Annotated in this window: 17 protein-coding genes; 6 read left to right on the top strand and 11 right to left on the bottom strand. The window is 63.5% G+C overall.

What is annotated here, in order from left to right; genetic code table 11:
- Positions 1-39: 39 nt before the first annotated feature.
- The 5 genes from NZU74_10500 to NZU74_10480 all read right to left on the bottom strand — a co-directional run bounded on the left by NZU74_10500 (position 40) and on the right by NZU74_10480 (position 3576).
- Complete coding sequence (locus tag NZU74_10500; protein ID MCS6881754.1) at positions 40-738, bottom strand: response regulator transcription factor; 699 nt, start codon at positions 736-738, stop codon at positions 40-42.
- Positions 739-806: 68 nt separating this feature from the next.
- The gene (locus NZU74_10495; protein MCS6881753.1) at positions 807-1274 is read right to left on the bottom strand and encodes a hypothetical protein; all 468 of its coding nucleotides are present in this window, start codon (positions 1272-1274) and stop codon (positions 807-809) included.
- A gap of 108 nt (positions 1275-1382) precedes the next feature.
- Positions 1383-2126, bottom strand: coding sequence for an SCO1664 family protein (locus NZU74_10490; protein ID MCS6881752.1), 744 nt, complete (start codon positions 2124-2126; stop codon positions 1383-1385).
- A gap of 174 nt (positions 2127-2300) precedes the next feature.
- Positions 2301-2831: a DUF3090 family protein gene (locus NZU74_10485; GenBank protein MCS6881751.1), complete on the bottom strand. Its 531-nt coding sequence runs from the start codon at positions 2829-2831 to the stop codon at positions 2301-2303.
- Positions 2824-3576, bottom strand: coding sequence for an MSMEG_4193 family putative phosphomutase (locus tag NZU74_10480; GenBank protein MCS6881750.1), 753 nt, complete (start codon positions 3574-3576; stop codon positions 2824-2826). The genes NZU74_10485 and NZU74_10480 overlap by 8 nt, the downstream gene beginning before the upstream one ends.
- A gap of 396 nt (positions 3577-3972) precedes the next feature.
- Between NZU74_10480 and pufB the strand changes: the two genes are divergently transcribed.
- The 5 genes from pufB (at position 3973) to NZU74_10455 (ending at position 8315) form a co-directional block, all read left to right on the top strand.
- Positions 3973-4143 carry a light-harvesting antenna LH1, beta subunit gene (pufB, locus tag NZU74_10475; GenBank protein ID MCS6881749.1) on the top strand — a complete coding sequence of 57 codons (171 nt, stop codon included), beginning with the start codon at positions 3973-3975 and terminating at the stop codon, positions 4141-4143.
- Between the two features lie 58 nt (positions 4144-4201).
- On the top strand, positions 4202-4387 hold the full coding sequence (gene pufA / locus NZU74_10470) for a light-harvesting antenna LH1, alpha subunit (protein MCS6881748.1): 186 nt from the start codon (positions 4202-4204) through the stop codon (positions 4385-4387).
- 342 nt (positions 4388-4729) lie between these two features.
- Positions 4730-5977: a photosynthetic reaction center cytochrome c subunit family protein gene (locus tag NZU74_10465; protein ID MCS6881747.1), complete on the top strand. Its 1248-nt coding sequence runs from the start codon at positions 4730-4732 to the stop codon at positions 5975-5977.
- Positions 5978-6048: 71 nt separating this feature from the next.
- Positions 6049-6993 (top strand): chlorophyll synthase ChlG, encoded by a 945-nt coding sequence (gene chlG, locus NZU74_10460; protein MCS6881746.1) that lies wholly within the window; start codon positions 6049-6051, stop codon positions 6991-6993.
- 80 nt (positions 6994-7073) lie between these two features.
- Complete coding sequence (locus NZU74_10455) at positions 7074-8315, top strand: geranylgeranyl diphosphate reductase (protein MCS6881745.1); 1242 nt, start codon at positions 7074-7076, stop codon at positions 8313-8315.
- 257 nt (positions 8316-8572) lie between these two features.
- On the opposite strand, the gene NZU74_10450 is transcribed toward NZU74_10455, so the two are convergent.
- The 4 genes from NZU74_10450 to ppk1 all read right to left on the bottom strand — a co-directional run bounded on the left by NZU74_10450 (position 8573) and on the right by ppk1 (position 13897).
- Positions 8573-9352 (bottom strand): plastocyanin/azurin family copper-binding protein, encoded by a 780-nt coding sequence (locus tag NZU74_10450; protein MCS6881744.1) that lies wholly within the window; start codon positions 9350-9352, stop codon positions 8573-8575.
- Positions 9353-9449: 97 nt separating this feature from the next.
- On the bottom strand, positions 9450-10991 hold the full coding sequence (locus tag NZU74_10445) for an NAD(P)/FAD-dependent oxidoreductase (protein MCS6881743.1): 1542 nt from the start codon (positions 10989-10991) through the stop codon (positions 9450-9452).
- Positions 10992-11221: 230 nt separating this feature from the next.
- Positions 11222-11791, bottom strand: coding sequence for an RNA 2',3'-cyclic phosphodiesterase (gene thpR / locus NZU74_10440; protein MCS6881742.1), 570 nt, complete (start codon positions 11789-11791; stop codon positions 11222-11224).
- A 3-nt stretch (positions 11792-11794) separates the two neighbouring features.
- A complete protein-coding gene (gene ppk1, locus NZU74_10435; GenBank protein ID MCS6881741.1) occupies positions 11795-13897 on the bottom strand; it encodes a polyphosphate kinase 1 in 2103 nt (700 codons plus the stop codon).
- Positions 13898-14794: 897 nt separating this feature from the next.
- Here ppk1 and NZU74_10430 point away from each other — a divergent pair.
- On the top strand, positions 14795-15721 hold the full coding sequence (locus NZU74_10430; protein ID MCS6881740.1) for a response regulator: 927 nt from the start codon (positions 14795-14797) through the stop codon (positions 15719-15721).
- On the opposite strand, the gene surE is transcribed toward NZU74_10430, so the two are convergent.
- Together surE and NZU74_10420 are read right to left on the bottom strand one after the other, a co-directional pair.
- Positions 15673-16443: a 5'/3'-nucleotidase SurE gene (gene surE, locus NZU74_10425; protein MCS6881739.1), complete on the bottom strand. Its 771-nt coding sequence runs from the start codon at positions 16441-16443 to the stop codon at positions 15673-15675. The two genes, NZU74_10430 and surE, sit on opposite strands and share 49 nt — an antisense overlap.
- A gap of 220 nt (positions 16444-16663) precedes the next feature.
- The gene (locus NZU74_10420) at positions 16664-17923 is read right to left on the bottom strand and encodes a VWA domain-containing protein (protein ID MCS6881738.1); all 1260 of its coding nucleotides are present in this window, start codon (positions 17921-17923) and stop codon (positions 16664-16666) included.
- Positions 17924-17970 lie beyond the last annotated feature (47 nt).

Genomic DNA, 17970 nt, shown 5'->3' with positions numbered 1-17970 from the left:
GTACAGGGGGCGGGAGGAGCGCCAGGTTGCTCTGGCTCCCTACGCCGGCGACTCGGCAAACTTGTAGCCTACCCCATAGACGGTCAGAATATAGCGCGGGGTGGCGGGGTCGGGTTCGATTTTGCGGCGCAGATTTTTGATATGGGCGTCAATGGTGCGATCATAGCCGGTGTAGTGCGTGTCGTACACCCGTTCGAGAAGCTGGGCGCGAGTAAAGGGTCGGCCTGGCTCGCGCGCGAGGACGGCCAGCAGGTCAAACTCGGTGGCGGTCAACTCGATTGGCTCGCCGCCGCGGCGGACGCTGCGACGCTCGAGGTCAATGCTCAGCTCGCCGCAGTAGATGATGCCGGCGGGTGTGCCCGCGTCTTCGGTGCGGCGCAGCACGGCGCGGACGCGGGCCACCAGTTCGCGCGGGCTGAAGGGCTTGGTGATGTAGTCGTCGGCGCCCAGTTCCAGGCCGATCAGCCGGTCGGCCTCCTCGACGCGCGCAGTCAGCATAATGATCGGCAGCTTGCGTGTGGCCGGGTCCTGGCGCAGCACGCGAGTGACGTCCAGGCCGTCCATCCCTGGCAGCATCAGGTCGAGCACCATCAGCGCCGGGCGCTCAAGCCGGGCCAGGCGCAACGCCGTTGGTCCATCGCTGGCGGTAATAACGCGAAACCCGGCGCGATCCAGGTAATCGCGGGCAATCTGCACGATACCAGGTTCGTCATCAACAACGAGAATGGTGCGGCTCATTGTTCCTGGCTCCTGCCAGCCGCTTGCAGGGACGGTGGAAAGCCGGGTTTCGCCCCATCCCCGTATCCTTACTCCACGCGCGGATCATGCCCGGCGGGCGTAGTCGGGCCGGCGGGCGCAGGCGGACCGGCAGGTGCGGACGGACCTGCGGGCGGCTGGTTGTTGCGGCCCTGCTGGAAGAGGCGCAGCAGCAACCAGGCCAGCAGGACCAGGGCGGCCAGTTGTGTGAGGGCCTGTAGGAGCTTGAAGGCAAAGCCGAGCCACGGCCAGAAGAAGCCGCCAGGATGGGGGGCGAAGTGATGCCCCTCGGCGTGATGCTTCCACCGTGGCGCCGCGAATGGCGGCGGGGGGTTGCCCCGTAAGTCCTCGAAGCGCCCACCGGGGCCGGGCGCAATGAATGTAACTGGCGGCGTCTGGGCCACGGTCGCGGCCGGTCGAGTCCGCCATGCGCCGGACAGCGCGCCAAGACTGATAACCAGGGCCAGGCTCGCCAGGGCGAGGGCGGCCAGTCCCAACCAGTTGCGTCTACGTTCCATCGGTAGAGACCTCCGTCAACTCCGGTGCTATCTATCACGATCAGGATACGGAGGAGTTGTGAAGGGAGTATGAAGAGGTGTTGGAAGGATTCAGCAGTCCATAGGACGCTATACCGGAGGCCAGGGCACATTGGGGCCGGGGCCGGGCGGTGGAAAGACGCCGGTAGCGAGCAGGTGGTCGAGGCGGCGTCGCAGGGCGCGGATTTCGACCTTATCGAGCAGATCGTCGAGAGCCTGCGCGACGGCGTCGCCGGCATCGAGTCGGGCGCGGAAGGCGTGCAGCGCGGTAATCACCTCGGGGGGCAACGCCTCGCCGACGAAATCCCATAGCACGGTGCGCAATTTCGGCTCGTGGTGAAAACAGATCCCGTGGTCAATCGCCCAGAGCCGTCCATCAAGACCCTTGAGAGCGTGACCGCTCTTGCGATCGGCGTTATTGATCAGGCAATCGAAGGCGCACAGGCGCCGAATGACAGACTCATAGCCCCCTTCCTTGAGCATCGTGAAGAGATGCGCGTCCTCGTCGTTGGCGATGAACAACTGCACCATGCCGATGCCATAGGGTCCGTCGCGGAGCACGGTAGGGGGCACGAGGCCGAAACCGAGGGCTTCGGAGACCACGTATGCCGCCACCTCGCGGCGATACAGGGTGCCGCGGGTGAAATCCCAGAGCGGGCGCTCGCCGCGACGCGGCTTGTAGACGGCGAGCAGCCGGTGTTCCTCATAGGTAATGGTTGCGAGCAGCGTATAGTTGCTGCTGTAGGGCAGGGTGGTCTCAACCGACATATCACCCCTGGCCAGCGCTTCCAATACCTGGGCTACCTCGATGGTCTGAGGCTGCTGCTCGTTCATGGCTGGAGTATGCTTCGATCAGTATTCCTGTAGGACGCGGTCTGGCTATGCGGCCGGTTGCGCGCGCATGGGGAGCCGTTCTCCGCCCACAGTAGCGCAACCTTCAGGGCTGCGCGCAGTTGCGCGCCAGGGAAACATGGTTCGCCCCAGCCAGGGCAGCCCGACCCGTCAGGATCATGGCGTGCCGCGGATGGGACCGTGGCCGTTACGTTCGGGACAGAAATGCCCCGATGGATCGATCGGGCGGCCACAGTTGCCGCAGATGGCGCGACCGGCGGCCACCACCTGCGCGGCGTGGCTGCTCAGGGCGCGCATCTGGGGCCGGGTGGCCGAGAAACGCGCGGTTGGCTGTTCCTCGTCATCGTCGCTGATCCCCTGGATCAGCAAGACGATCAGATCGCGTTCGGGATCGTAGCCCAGGCCCATCTGGCCGACGCGGAACTCCGGTTCCAGGGGCTCTTCCAGGCTCATATCGGTGACCAGCAAGTCATTGGAGGTGGCGAGGCGCGGGTTCTTCTCAGCCAGGCTGTCGAGCAGGCGCCCGATTGCTTCGGCAAGGGCGCGAACCTGTTCCTTCTCGGCAAGCAGGGTGATGAGGCGCGATCCCCGGCGCGCCTGCATGTAGAAGACCCGCTGGCCCTTAGGACCGACGGCGCCCACGGTGATCCGCTGCACGGCATCCAGATCGTAGGTAAACTCAGACATGCTCCTGCTCTAGGTGCTTCGCCGCCGGCAAAGGGCCTTCGCCGTTGCCGGCGGCGGAGTTCGTCGCGGCAGGCGTCGGGGAGGCGGCCTCGGCGCCTGCCACAGGCTGCTCGGTTGCGGCGAGGGACTCGGACTTCAGGCGCAGGTGGGCGAGAGAGCCGGTTTCATTAAACGCCAGCAGGCGCGGTCCCATCCGCTCAAACGCGATGGCGGTCAGCGAAGCTGGATTGATGACCAGCCGTTGAAACAGATCAATATGCATGCCCACATAGTAGGCAATGGCCAGTTTAATAATGTCGGCGTGGGACACAACGGCGATAGTCTGCCCGGGGTGCAGGGCCCGCAGGCGGTCAAGGGCCTGAACCATACGCATCTGGGCCTCGCCGAGGGTCTCACCATTGGGGAATCGGGTGCCGCTGGGATAGAACTGTACGCCCGGCCACAGTTCGTGTTTATAGAGTTCCTTCAGTTCAGCGCCCTGCCACTCGCCGTAGCGCACCTCGCCGATCTGTTCCACCAGGCGCAACTGCAACCCGCGCGGCTGCGCGATGGCAGCAGCCGTCTCGACACAGCGCTCAAGCGGGCTGGTGTAGATCGCCGCGATGGGCAGATCGCCCAGCCGCTCGCTCAGCGCGGCCGCTTGCGCGCGTCCTTCGTCGTTGAGATGCACGCCTGGCGTCCAGCCAGCCAGTCGTCCGTGTACCCAATCATTGGTTCCGTGGCGAATCAGCAGCAGCAGGGTCACACGGGGCTCCTTCACAGTTCATCGGGCATAGGTTTGAAGGGAGAGGCTCGCCTTCCTGAACCGTCTCTTCTCTGGCGCCGGGTGAAGGAAAGGCGACCAGAGGCGCGGCGTACCGGGTTCCATTCTTCACCAGTATCATACCACAGCCCTTCCGTTTCTGGGGAGCAAAGGGCTGCGGTTTGTAAACGGATCGCTACTTTTTGCTTAAAAGCAACGATTGACAATCTTTCTTGCCTTCTATATAATTTAGAGCAGTATAAGGTATTTACATCCTATACCTTTCCCGCTGTGCAACTCCCGCCGTGAGGGTGGAGGGAGGGGCATGCAACGCCAGGATCGCAAGGTGTGCCTGGCGTCCGGTCAGTGGTCCCGCTGTAGTAAGCTGGAGGTTTATCCATGCGCGAAGAAGACAATCTGGTTCCCCCGAAATGGCGGCCGCTGTTCAACAACCAGGACTGGCTCATGCATGACATCGTAGTGAAGTCGTTCTGGGCCTTTGGCGTGATCGCCGCGATCGCGCACCTGCTGGTCTGGCTGTGGCGTCCGTGGTTAAGCCCTACTCTCTAATGCAGGCGGAGCGGGTGTTGTCTTGTAATGGTTTGCCTTCCAAGGTAAGGAGCGGCCTATGCCTCCACGCAGTCCAGTGCGCACCAACATCGTCCTTTTTACGATCCTGGGTTTTGTTGTCGCGCTGCTGATCCACTTCATCGTGCTCAGTTCGGTTCGCTACAACTGGCTCGACAACCTGACTCCAGCCGGAACGCCCGCTGGCGTATTGATACTGCACTATCTGGGCGCCCTGCTCGGCTGAGACCTGTGGCGCCTGGCGCCCGCCGGCGGCTAGAGCGCCACGGGATTGGCAACAACCGCCAGCAGGGGGTGCTGGCGGTTGTTGCCATCTTACTGCCAGGATTATTCCGGCTTTTGCACATAGAACATTGTTTGACCTTCCAAAGCATCGGGTGTATACTGACAGGTGCACGGTCAGGGTCAACTACGCGCGCTTTCCCTGGCGTTGTATCCGCATCCCGCACTCCCCCGAGGCAGGCTGTGCAGCGCGACCGTCCTCCTGACGCCCTGACGTATATGTCGGAGCCGGCTGCCCCTGGTGCGGTAGCGCCGGGCTCCTGACCTGGAGCTCGAGGAGATCTCTATGCAAGCGCCAACCGGGCCCAGTGAACGACAGGCTGCGGTCTTCATCTCGGTGGCCGTTGGCATCCTCGTTGCCGTGGTAACGACGGCGACGTTCTGGTGGGTGTATAGTCTGGTGCTCGCCCCCGAGCGCAGAGCTGCGGCTCAAGCCGCCGCGACGCCCTGGAGCCCGAGCGACGGGATTCAGGTGATCACCAGGGCGCAACCGAATACGCCCACCGATGGCCGCCAGCCATGGCTCGGCGAACAGGCCTGGACCGAAGGGGTGCAGGCTGGCCAGGCGTGGGTGCAGGCCAATCCCAACACGGTCAACGTGCAGGTCCTCGCCGGCATGACCTCGGCGCAAATCTGGACCTATATGCAACAGTATGTCTCCGCCGCCCTCGGCGTCGGATGCCAGTACTGCCATAACCTCCAGAACTTCGCCAGTGACGAGTACCCGCAGAAGATCGCCGCCCGCAACATGCTCTATCTGGTAAGCGATGTCAACGCCGAGTATATCGTCAACCTGCCCAACTGGCGCGGAAACTATGTGCAGTGCGCCACCTGCCATAACAACGCGCCCAACAACCTGGAGAGCTTTGGCGTCCAGTTCATCAAGAGCGTCCCCGATATTCTGGTGACGGTCGATCCGCTCGATGAGAATGGCGTGGCGATCACCGATCCGGCGCTCAAACCCGAAGCCCTGCGCCAGCCGATCAGTCTCCAGGACTCGGTGCTCTACTACATCTATAACTATTTCGTCTGGAAACCCTTCGATCCTAACGTTCCTGAAAGCGGGCGCGGCGCTCTGGCGCTAACCTACGACGGCGGGCGCACCCAGGAGCAGGTCACTATTAACCAGAACGTGATGAACTACCAGGCCTGGTCGCTGGGCGTCGGCTGCACCTACTGCCACAACTCGCGCAACTTCGTAGGTTATGAGCTGGGGACGGCCAGCAATATCGCGCATCCCGAATACGGCTATAACAAGCTCAAGGCCCAGCGCATGCTGCAACTCACCACATGGCTGAAAGAGAACTGGACGGCCTACGGGGCGTTGCCTAAAGACGCCATTCCCTCCGAACTGGAAGGCGGGGCCAGCCGCTTCTCCTACCAGCAGATCGATGGGCAGTTCTATAATGTGCCGGGTTGCTACACCTGCCATCAGCGAGCGGCTATTCCTAGAGCGGCCATCAACCGGAATGCCATCCCCGAAGGTGATACCGGGGTGGTGATCCTGCCGCCCATCCTGCGCGGAACGCCGTAGGTGGCAGCGCGGGGCGCTCCGGTGCGGGACGCCCCGCGCCTCCGACCCCCCTGCCTAGAATCGAGCTGTCAATGAGTGACACCCACAAAGGCTCAGGTCTCGCTCCCGCGCCCACGCCGGCCACCCCGCCACTCGCTGCGCCCGTCCCCGGCCTGCGCGGTATCCTCACCCGCTCCATCACGCTGATGAAGCCGGTGACCTGGTTCGCTCCCGCCTGGGCCTTTCTCTGCGGCGCGGTGGCGAGTGGCGCCCTGTCATGGCAACTGGAGCCGATCGCTCGCCTGGCCCTCGGCGTGTTTATGGCTGGTCCCATCCTCTGCGGCCTGTCGCAGGTGATCAATGATTATTGTGACCGCGACGTGGATGCCATTAATGAGCCCCATCGCCTTATTCCCTCCGGCCAGGTCAGCCTGCGCCACGTCCATATTCTCGCGGTCATCCTCACCTGGCTGGGCACCAGTATGGCCTTTATCCTTGGGGGCCAGGTGGCGCTCTTCGTCGGTCTTGGTCTTATCGCCGCGCTCGCCTACAGCCTCAAGCCGGTGCGCGCCAAGCGCAATGGCTGGATCGGCAACGCCCTGGTAGCCATCTCCTACGAGGGCCTGGCCTGGATGGCCGGCCATGTGGCTTTTGCTCCCCTCACCACCCAGAGCATCGCCATCGCCTTGCTCTACTCCTTCGGCGCCCACGGCATTATGACCGTCAATGATTTTAAGAGCATGAAGGGCGACGCCCTGATGGGCATTCGCTCCATCCCGGTCCAGTATGGCAAGGTGGCTGCCGCACGCATGGTGGTGACGATTATGGGCCTGGCCCAGATTGGCGTGATCGTGCTGCTCCTGAGCTGGGGACACACGATCGCTGCGGGCGTGGTCTTCCTGCTCCTCGCCGCCCAGAGCATTCCTAATGTGCGCTTCATCCGCGACCCGGAGCATAACGAGGTCTTCTTCAACGCCACTGCGATCATGCTCTACGTCTGGGGAATGCTGGCCGCTGCCATCGGTCTGGCTTCCTAAGGCTTAGTTGCGCGACAGCGGCGCATGGGCGCTCTGCCTCGGGTTGGCGCCTCTTTCTTGGAGCGAAAAACGGGGGAATTATGACGCAACGTGTCGTAATTGTCGGCGCTTCGGTGGGTGGCGCCACGGCGGCGATTACGCTCCGCGGTCTGGGGATCGAGACGGTGCTGATCGAGCGTGAGCTGGTCAAGGCCAAGCCCTGTGGCGGCGCGGTGCCCCCCGCTGCCTTCAAGGAGTTCGATCTGCCCGCCACGCTGATTGACCGTAAGGTGACGCACTGCCTGGTGGTGTCACCCTCCGGCCAGGAGACCCATATTGATGTCGCCGGTACTGTGCCCAGTGCCGATGATTATGTGGCCATGGTTCGCCGTGAGGTCTTCGATGGCTTCCTGCGCGCCCGCGCCCAGCAACGCGGGGCCGAGTTGATCCACGCTCAGCTTACTGGCCTGCGTTTCGAACGCCAGGGGGTCACGGTTACCTACCGGCGTATACGCGATGGCAGCGAGAGGACTATCACCGCCGACGCGGTGATCGGGGCCGATGGGGCCTACTCCCCCACCGCGAAGTTCCTTGGTCTGCCCAATCTCCCCCGCGCCATTGCCCTGCAAGAACGCATCGCCCTCCCTGATCGCCAGATGGCTCGCTGGGAACGGACCGCCGACCTCTACCTCGGCCACGATGTCAGCCCGGATCTCTATGCCTGGGCCTTCCCCAAACGCGACCATATCGCTGTCGGCGTGGGCGCGGGGCCAGGGCATACCGCGCAGGCCCGGACCCTGCTTGCCAACCTTAAGGCGCGCCTTGGCCCGGCCCTTGAGGGAGGCCGCGTGTTGTTGCGCGAGGCCCATGCCCTGCCTATGGAACCCCGTAGGCATATGGCCTTCGATCGGGCTATGCTCATTGGCGATGCCGCGGGTCTGGTTGTGCACACCTCTGGCGAGGGGATCTACTGGGCTATGAAGAGCGGCCAGATTGCCGCCCAGGTGCTCGCTCAGTACCTTGACGTTCCCAGTTCGGCCAATCTGCGGGTCTACGAGAAGCTCTGGTGGGATCAGTACGGCTCGATGTACGCCTTCTTGCGCTGGCTGCAAAAATGGGGCTATAGCAACGAACGGCAGATGGAGGTCTTCACCGAGATGTGCCGTAACCGCGATGTGCAACGCCTCACCTTTGATAGCTACATGCATAAGCAAATGGCCCCGGTTCCCTGGTTCGCCCAGCTCCGCATGACCTGGGACATCATCTGCGCCGAGGTGCGAAACTACCTCCGCCAGCGCGCGCCTCTACGCGAACAGCGCGCCTGCGTTGCCATGGCGGTATAGAGGCAAAGCAAGGAGGGGAGGAAAAAGGGTTCCTCCCCTCCTCTGTGTCTCTCACCGCTGTTCACTTCCGGGGCGGGCGAGGTCGCGCCAGTTTCTTCCACGGCCAGGGGCGCGAGGAAACGATAGTGTTCACATCTGCCAAACACCTTCATACCGCAGCGGGCGCGGAGGGCTGCAAAAAATTCATCCTCTCCCTTCCTCTGCGTGCTCTACGGTAAATCTGAACACGCACGGGGCAACCCGGTTTTCCCGCCGCTCTACTCCACCACCAGCACCCCCTTCATCCCGGCGACGTAGTGCCCAGGGAAAGTGCAGATAAACTCATACGTGCCCGGACCGGGCGGCTGGAAGGTGAAGGTCACTTCCTCACCGGGGTCGAGCATTGGCGAGGCAACGAGCAGGCCGGGCGTGTCAGCGGGGGGGACAGCGCCAGCGGCGTCACGAGTCACGCGCACCTGGGCCTGCGCCGCGTCGTTAACTGCCGATGCTACATCGTCGCCGCCCTGCACCAGCACCCAGTTGTGCTGCACTGCGGTGGCGAGGTTCCTGAAGGTGATCGTTACCAGGCCGTTGGGCACGGTAATCCGATCCTTGTCAAAGATCAGCAAGGCGGCGTCAGTGCCGATCTCGATTGGCGTGCCCGTACCGGAGGCCAGCGCCGGCCCCAGCGGTTCGGTCGGAATGCCCGCGGCGCCGCGGGCGGGCGTAGGAGTCGGCGGGGCCGGTGCGGGCGTCGGCTGGCCCGCCGGGGGCGCCGTCGGCAGCACGGCCGGGGGCGCGGTTGGTTGCGTTGCCGGGGGCGCCGTCGGCAGCACGGCCGGCGATTGCGTAGGTTGCTGCGGCGCCGCAGCCGTGCCCTGACCCAGGCTGCCGCCGAAGGCGATTGCCAGGAACAGACCCACCAGACCCACTGCAAGCGCCGCGATGATCAGCGACAGTAGCGGGGGGCCGCCAGCGCTACCGCCGGAGAACACATTGTCGCCCTGGTCAAATCCGGGAATTCGCGGCCCGCCACCCTGCGGAGCTCTCCAGCTCATCTGGGCACCTCCATGTAATTCCGCTCTCGTGACAATCTGCACAGAGTCTAGTGTAGCATAAAAGCAAAAATCCGTTGCAGCGATGGTCAGAACCGGGCTACCCTCCATCCCCCAGAATTGCCATCGCCGCGTTGCGGCCATTGATGGCGATCACGCTGCCGCCGGGGTAGGTGCAGGCGCCGCAGAGGTAAACACCCGGCATCGGAGTGCGGTAGTCGAACCGGTTGTGCCACATGTAGGCCGGTAGACACTCACCCTGAAAGATGTGCCCGCCAGTCAGGCCCACTTTGCGCTCGATGTCCGGCGGACCCAGCGCCTCGACTGCAACCACTGCCTCGGACAGGTTGCTCGTAAAACGGGCGATGGAGGCCAGCGCCAGGTCGCAGGCCTCGTCGCGGCGGGTGCTCCAATCGCCTGTAGCGAAGCGGTACGGCACGTACTGGGCGAACACGCTCATTGTGTGCAGGCCCTTCGGCGCTACCGTCGGGTCGTGGACGGTCTGGAAGTACAGCTCGGTCCACAGGCGCGCGGGCAGGTTGCCGCGCCGCGCTGCCTCGTAGCCGGCGCGCCACTCGGCCTTCGTCAGCGGCGTGTTGATCTGCGCCTGATGGTGCGCTTCAAAGGTTCCCGGTCGAGCGCGGAAGTTCGGCAATTCGCGCAGCAATACGTTCAGTTTCAGCGTGCAGCCCTCGATCGGCAGGGCCTCGACCTGTGCGCGCCAGCCCGGGTCGGCGGCGGGGCCGAGCAGCCGCAGGGTTACTACGGGATCGGCGTTCGACACAATCACCGGGGCGGTGATACGGTCGCCGCTCTCCAGTTCCACCCCTTCGCCGGGCACGATGCGCGCCACCGGCGCGCCCGCCGCCACCACCGCGCCCGCCTCGCGAGCCGCGTCGCAGAGCATGAAGCTAACCATGCCCATCCCGCCCCGCACATAACCCCACGTTCCCGGGTAGCCGCCCTGACGCCCGCTGGAGTGGTGAAAGTGGATTGATGCCGTGCCGGGAGCGAACGGACTGGCGTTCGTGCCGATCACCCCCTGGCCGAGATAGGCCAGTTGCAGCCGTTCGTCGCGCAGGTAGCGTTCGACATATTCGACCATGCTCCATTCGAAAAGGAGGCCCCGCAGATCCTCATCGCCGCCGAGGCGGGCCTCGACCTCGTCGCGTTCGGGCCGGCGGTCCAGCCACAGATCGCCGTCGCCGGGAGGCCGCAGGGCGTCTCGCAGGCGGCTTATCAGCCGGGTCATCTCGCGCCAGCCGGCCAGATCGCCAGGGGCGAAGCGGCGGATCTCGGCTTCGCAGCGTTCGTCGTCCTCATAGAGTTGCACGCTGCTGCCGTCCTCGAAGGGAACGAACAACCCGTTGCGCGCTGGCATCCATACAAAGCCCCGCCGGGGCAGGTCGAGTTCGTCAATCACCCGCGGATGCAGCAGGCCGGCAAGATAGGCGCACGGCGACATTCGCACCCCCGGCCAGACCTCTTCGAGCGTGCAGGCGCCCCCGACGCGTTCGCGAGCCTCCAGCACCAGCACGCGCCGGCCCGCCCGCGCCAGATAGGCCGCGCAGGTCAGGCCATTGTGCCCTGCGCCAACCACGATGACGTCCCATGCGCGGCCTGCCAGTTCTCGCACCGGCATCGGCAGGCCGACCAGTCCCATCTGTTGTACGGTTGAGGAGGCGGAAGTTGGGTGCATAACGAGGTTCCCATATAAGGCGCGTTGCGGACCTTAGCGCTCCGGCTTGGTAATTGCTCTGGGATTTCTTATAACCGGTGTGTGGAGGTGTGGAGGTGTGGAGGTGTGGAGGTGTAGAGGTGTAGAGGTGTTTTTACTACTCCACAGCTCCACAGCTCCACACCTCTACACCTCTACACCTCCCCCGGCCCCAGGTCTGGCCCAAGGGCGGTATACACGGCCCCTTCGGGTTTAAGGATGCTCTGGTAGAGGATAGGCCGGCCAGTCTCCCATGCGAGGGCCGGTGGCGGTTCGGCGGAGCGCAGGGTGGCGGCGAGGGCGCGGATCGCTTCCGGGCGCGCGTCGTCGCGCAGGCGTCCGAGCGTAAGGTGGGGCGTGAAGGGTCGCGTTTCAGGGGCGAAGCCCAGCGGCGTCGTTACCGCCAAGATAGCGGCCCGCAACTGATCAAGGGCGGCGAGGTCGCCCGCTACGCCAGCCCAGATCACCCGTGGCCGCTGTAGCCCGGGGAAGGCGCCCAGACCGCTGAGCGTCAGGCGGATGGGCGACATCTCCAGCGTGGCGAGACCGGCGACCAGGGTGGGGACCAGGGCCGCGCCGGTCTCGCCGAGGAACTGCAGCGTCAGGTGCATTTTTGTCGCGTCGGTCCAGCGCACGGGCGGGTTGCCGCGGCGCAACCGCTCCTGTGCTGTGGCCAGCGCCTTCCGCACATGATCGGGCAGGGGAAGAGCGATAAAGAGGCGCATCGCTCACCGGTCTCCGACCATACGCGCCGGATCCTGGCTGTCAATCAATTCACCGTTCGGGGTCAGGCGCGTATAAGTGCCATCGGGGTTGAGTATGCGCGCGCGGTAGTTATCAGCCAGGTAGGTCTGCAGCAGCGTATCGTGCACATAGCGCATCAATCGCGGATCCTCCACCGGAAAGACGGCTTCGACCCGCCGATCAAGGTTGCGCTCCATCAGATCGGCGCTGCCCAGGTACAGCTCAGGCTGACCGCCATTGTGGAAGTAGTAGATGCGGTGGTGCTCGAGGAACGGCCCGACGATGCTTCGCACCGTAATGTTCTCGCTCAATCCGGGAACGCCGGGGCGGAGGCTGCACATCCCGCGCACGATCAAATCAACCCGCACCCCGGCTTGCGAGGCGCGGTACAACAGGTCTATCATCCCTGTATCCACCAGGGCGTTCATCTTGAAGATCAGCCGGCCATCGCCGGAAGTCTTCTGCCGTTCGATTTCGCGCTTGATCAACCGTTTCAAGCTGGCGCGCAGGGTCACCGGCGCGACAAACAGTTTACGGAAGGTGTCCTGACGGCTATAGGCGGTCAGGTAGTTGAACAGATCCACCACATCGGCCGTCAGTTCAGGCCGGCAGGTGAGCATCCCCAGGTCGGTGTAAATGCGCGCGGTGCTGGCGTTGTAGTTCCCGGTCCCCAGGTGGGCGTAGCAGCGAATGCCATCCTGTTCCTGGCGCACCACCAGGGCCAGTTTGGCATGCACCTTCAACCCCAGCAAGCCGTAGACCACGTGAACACCCGCGCGCTCCATCTGTCGGGCCCAGATAATATTGTTTTCCTCATCGAAGCGGGCCTTCAGTTCCACAATCGCCGTCACCTGCTTGCCCTGCTCGCGGGCGTGCATCAGCGCCTTCACGATCGGCGAGTTGCTGCCAACGCGGTAGAGCGTCTGCTTGATGGCCAGCACATTCGGGTCATCAGCGGCGGCCTGAATAAAGTCGATGATCGGCGAAAAGGAGTGATAGGGGTGATGGAGCAGAATATCGCCGTGGCGGATGGCTTCAAAGATGTCAACGTCATTACGCAGAGCAGGTGGCAGCACCGGCACGTGGGGCGCGTCCTTCAGATCGGGTCGGTCCAGGCGCAGCAGGCTCATCAGGTCGGCCAGGCCCAGAGGCCCGCGCACCCGATAGACATCCGTTGGACTGATCTTCAGGTTCGTCGTCAGCAACTGCACGATGTCTTCAGGCATCGAGTGATCCACTTTCAGGCGCACCACCTCGCCGAAGCGCCGCCGCCGCACACCCTCCTCGATGGTGGCGAGCAGATCATCGGCTTCGTCTTCTTCGATCTCCATATCGGCGTTGCGAATCACCCGAAATGGATAACTTGCCTGTACCGTGACCCCGGGGAACAGGGCATTAAGGTGGGCGGCGATCACCTGTTCCAGCCAGATGAAGCATGCCTGGCGCCCGGCAGGCAGATCGCCCGGCGCATCGCACAGTTCGGCAGGCAACTGCACCAGGCGCGGCAGCACCTCGGGCACTTTTATGCGGGCGAACAACTCGCCTTTCTCACGATCCTGGATCACGACCGCCAGGTTCAGGCTCAGATTGGAGATGAACGGGAAGGGCCGGCTGCTGTCAAAGGCCAGCGGCGTGAGCACGGGAAAGACGTGCCGATGGAAATATGTGTCCACCCATTCACGCTGGCCGGGGTTGAGTTCGCTATACTCATAGATAAAAATCCCGTGCGCGCGCAGGTTGGGCAGCAGATCCTCGAGCAAGAGTTTGCGTTCTTCCTCCAGCAAGGGCAGCAGTTCTCGCCGGATCGCCATGAGTTGCTCGGTTGGCGTCAGTCCATCGGGCGACTGCTTGCGTACTCCCGCGCTGATCTGCTGTTTGATCCCGCTGACGCGGATCATGAAAAACTCGTCGAGGTTTGACGCAAAGATCGCCAGAAATTTGACCCGCTCCAGGAGCGGGTTGCGCGGGTCACGAGCTTCGTCAAGAACGCGCCGGTTAAACGCGATCCAGCTCAATTCGCGGTTCAGGTAGGAATGCTCCGCCAGGGTCGCCGTTGTTGCATCAACCTGCTGTTCGTGTATGGTCATACAGGGCTTCTCCTCAAAGCAATTGCTCACGTTCGGGAACAACCTATAACCCGGCATCTGCAGAGCGAGGTTCCATCTGCTTTCGACGTGTATGATATTTGAAGTTGATGCGGCGAGGACGGATCGGTCTAATGAAGAGTGGTAGAATGCCCCTGCGTATGCTGGAGGTCTGGCGTTGTGACTTCACCAGACGCAGTGGTCATCGTGTAGTGGCAGGTGGCCGCAGAGCAACAACCTGTTTCGGCCAGGCGGTTATGCCTGCGATACACAATACCACAGGCAGACACGCTATCAGGAGTGCATCGCGCTGTCACAGTTCCAGGGTCAGCACACACACACCTGGTAGTATACCCAACGCCCTCACTGCCGGCAAGTGACGTGCCTGTAGGGGTGTAACGAACCGTCTCGGCGCCTGTCGCAGCCCACCGGCCCGCCGGGCGTCTGATGGTTGAGAAATAAATCTGGTATAGCCCGCGGCGGCAAGCTTCGCATCTGGTAGTCTGCGGCTTATGAACGTTAAAACATAATCCGGTATCGCCGAACGCTGCGGGCTAAAGTCCTCGCTTAGGACCTGCAAGCCCCTGCGGGGCTTTCGTGAACTCAGCCAGGGCTTTAGCCCGCAGCGCGTGATGCGGCCGCAAGGATTACGGGTTGGTATACCGGACTCTTCATCAGCCGCCGGGCGTGGTGTGGATAGCGGAGTATCTTTTCAAAGACCATCAGCCGCCGGGCAAGGGCGCGCATGCAAGATCTTGCGTCACACCCGCTCGCAGGTCTGCAGCAGATCCGACACGCCATTCTGGGCGGCGCCGCATAGCCGAATCCGCTGCTCTTTTCCGTTTGTATCAGTGTGATGTCTTGCCAGAGCCTTGTCTATTAAGCTCTTAACCTCCGGCGATGGAACCCACGGCACGCGCCAGAGCTACCATCTTGATCGTCGAGGACGACGCCGACATCGCCCGCTTGCTCCGCACGTTCCTCACCAGCCGGGGCTTCAGCGTGCAGGTCGCCGCACGAGGCCGGGAGGCCCTGGAGCTTTGCCGGATGGCGCCCCCCGACTTGGTGCTCCTCGATGTGCGACTCCCCGACATCAGCGGCTACGAGGTCGGCGTGGCCCTCCGCGCTGCGCCAGAGACCCAGAACATCCCCATTGTGGTGCTTACGGCCTTCAGCGAACGCGAACACCGCCTGACCGCCCACAACCAGGTCCGGGCCGACTATCTGCTCGATAAGCCTTTCGATATTGAAGAACTGTACCTGGTCATTCGCAATCAGATTGACCAGGGACGGCGACGCAACTATTATCACCCGGTCACCAACTTGCCTACCGGGGAACTGGTCAATGCCCGGCTGCGCGACCTGCTGGTTACCGATGGATGGACGCTGGCGCTCCTGCGGATCGCCGGCTTCGAGCATTTTACCCAGCGCTACGGCGTTGTCGTCGGTGAGGATGTGCTCAAGTTCACCGCGCTGCTGCTCTGTGACGTGGTGCGCCAGCAGGGCGCAGAGGCAACGTTCGTAGGCCAGATGGTCGCGGGGCCGTATTTTGTCCTCATCTCTCCGCCAGCCGCCATTCCGGCCGTTATCGCCGACCTGAAGCGCCACTTCGATGCCGACATCCGTCTGCACTATGGCTACCGCGATCTGCGCGAGGGTCGGGCGCCCCAGATGCTGCTGGCCGTTGCGACCATCGGGCCGGAAGATGGCCCGTTTAGTGACATCCGCGAACTCACCGAAGTCGCCGAGCGGCGCCTGACCGTCACGATGCCCAGCAGTCAGGGCGTCGCTTCCAATCCCCACTCCCGTAACACCTCCAGCCAGTAATGGCTGGTCAGATCCATATGCACCGGCGTCAGACTGACGTAGCCTTCGGCCACGGCGGCCACATCGGTGCCATCGTCGGCGTGATCCTCTGGCTCCGAGCCGTTGATCCAGTAGTACGGCCGGCCCCTGGGATCATAACGCACCACCAGTTCATCGCGGTACGAACGGCGACCCAGACGGGCGATACGGATACCGCGCACTTCTTCTGGCGGACGCGCCGGCACGTTGAGGTTCAGAAGCACGTCCTGCGGCAGACCCCGCTCGCGCACCTTCTCCACCAGTTGCACCAGCGCTTCCTGAGCCGCCCGGAAGTCCCAGGGGGCGTTTCTGGCCCGCAGTTGGGACACGGCCACGCCCGGAACCCCGAACATGATTCCTTCCATTGCCGCAGCGACGGTTCCCGAGTACAGGAGGTCCGTCCCCAGATTGGCGCCAAGGTTGATCCCTGAGACAACCAGGTCGGGTTTCCGTGGCAACAGGCCCATAATCGCCAGCGCCACGCAATCGGCTGGCGTGCCGTCGCAGATCAGGGCCGGGCTGCCGTCGAGGAGCGCGCCTTCCCAGGCCCGCAGCGGGTCGAACAGCTTGCGATAATGGCCCGCCGCGCTCCAGTTGCGGTCAGGGGCCACCACGGCCACCTCTCCCACCTGGCTTAACGCCGCGCGCAGGGCTGTTAATCCTTCGCTCTGATAACCATCGTCGTTGGTGATGAGAATATACATAACTCAGGTGAAAATAGTTTGTGATCCTCACCCGCCCCCCGACCCCCTCCCTCTCCATCTGCGGTGGAGAGGGAGGGGGCGTCGAGCGCAGCGAGGCGGGGGAGGGTGAGGAGAGATCGCAACCCGATGCCGGTAAGAGGAGGGATGGGGAAAACCGGATTTCCCCCATCCCCCTCACAGATGGCAAAGCCTTCCGGCAAACGGCCATACCCGCAAGTGATCACTCTTTTGGGAGATCAATATCACTCAGGCGCACTGTTTTGCGCCCCTGGAACTTGATCGTTTTCTGACCTTCACTCGACAGTTGCCCGCTCTGTTCTAGATTCTTGATCTCCTGCTGCATGGTTTGCGCCAGTTCGAGTTCGCCCTGGTTCAGCAGGCGCGTCACAGCGCTCTTGAGTTTCTGAGTGGCGCCCGCCACATCACCCTGCGCCAGATCCTGGAGCGCGCGCGTTTGCAGTTTGAAGGCGCTCACCTTCTCGACCACGTTCATCACGCCGGGATGGACCTGCTGGAGCCGTTGCGGGTCGTCGGTAAAGGTAAGCAGGACGTCCACGCGGTTCTTTTCCCCACTGCGCCCCAGCGCCGGCACGTCATAACTTACCTCGGCCTGGCCGATGCGGTACGTGCCCGCGGGGCGCTGGTCCACCAGCAGTTCGATCAGCAGCGCCCGGCCCGCGCCGGTTTCAAGCTCGCCAAGGGGCACGCTGACCTCGCGGTCCGAGAGGGGTTGGTACCCCAGGTTGCTGATCATGGGCAGCACCTGCCACACCGCCCGCGGCGTAATGCCCTGCACCAGCCGCAGGTTCAGGATGGCGTTCTGGACGGCGACGCTCTGGGCCCGCTGCACCGTGGTGCGGAAATACTCCGTGATCTCCTCAGGACGCGCGATGTAATCAGCAGTGCCGCCGGAGCGATTGGCCATTTCGATCAGCAGATCCTCGTTCCAATCCTGGCCGACGCCAAGCGCGGTGATCGGCACGCCGAGCCGCCCCGCGTCGTCGGCGCGCAGGAGGCACTCGTTTTCGTTTTCGGTCTGGCCATCGGTCAACAGCACCAGGCGCCGGATCGCGCCCGAACGGTCGCGACTGATCTCGCGCAGCGCACGATCAACTGCGGGTGCGATCTTGGTGCCGCCAGCGTCGCGGATGCGCGCCACGCGCTCCTTGATCGCCTGCCGGTCGGTCACCGGCGCGGCGGGCGCCAGCACCTCGGCGCGATGGTCGAAGATTACAATTGACGCAATATCCTGGGCGTCCAGCAGGTCAATCGCCATACTGACCGCCTGGCGCACCCGTTCGATCTTCTCGCCCTTCATCGAGCCTGAACGGTCGAGCACAAACGCGACGTTCACCGGCATCCGCACCTGGGCAAGCACTTCCGTCGGTTGCACTTCGATCAAGACATAGGCGACTTGCGCCGTTTGCGCTGCAAGATACGGGCGCGCGAGGGTTGCCCGCAAGGTCACTTCGCCTGCCATATGCGCTCCTCTCCGCTCGCGCCACCCCGCGCTGGCGGAGCCGTGTA

The sequence above is a fragment of the Chloroflexaceae bacterium genome, from assembly GCA_025057155.1.
Lineage (GTDB): Bacteria > Chloroflexota > Chloroflexia > Chloroflexales > Chloroflexaceae > JACAEO01.
This window is presented reverse-complemented; position numbering and strand designations above follow the sequence as displayed.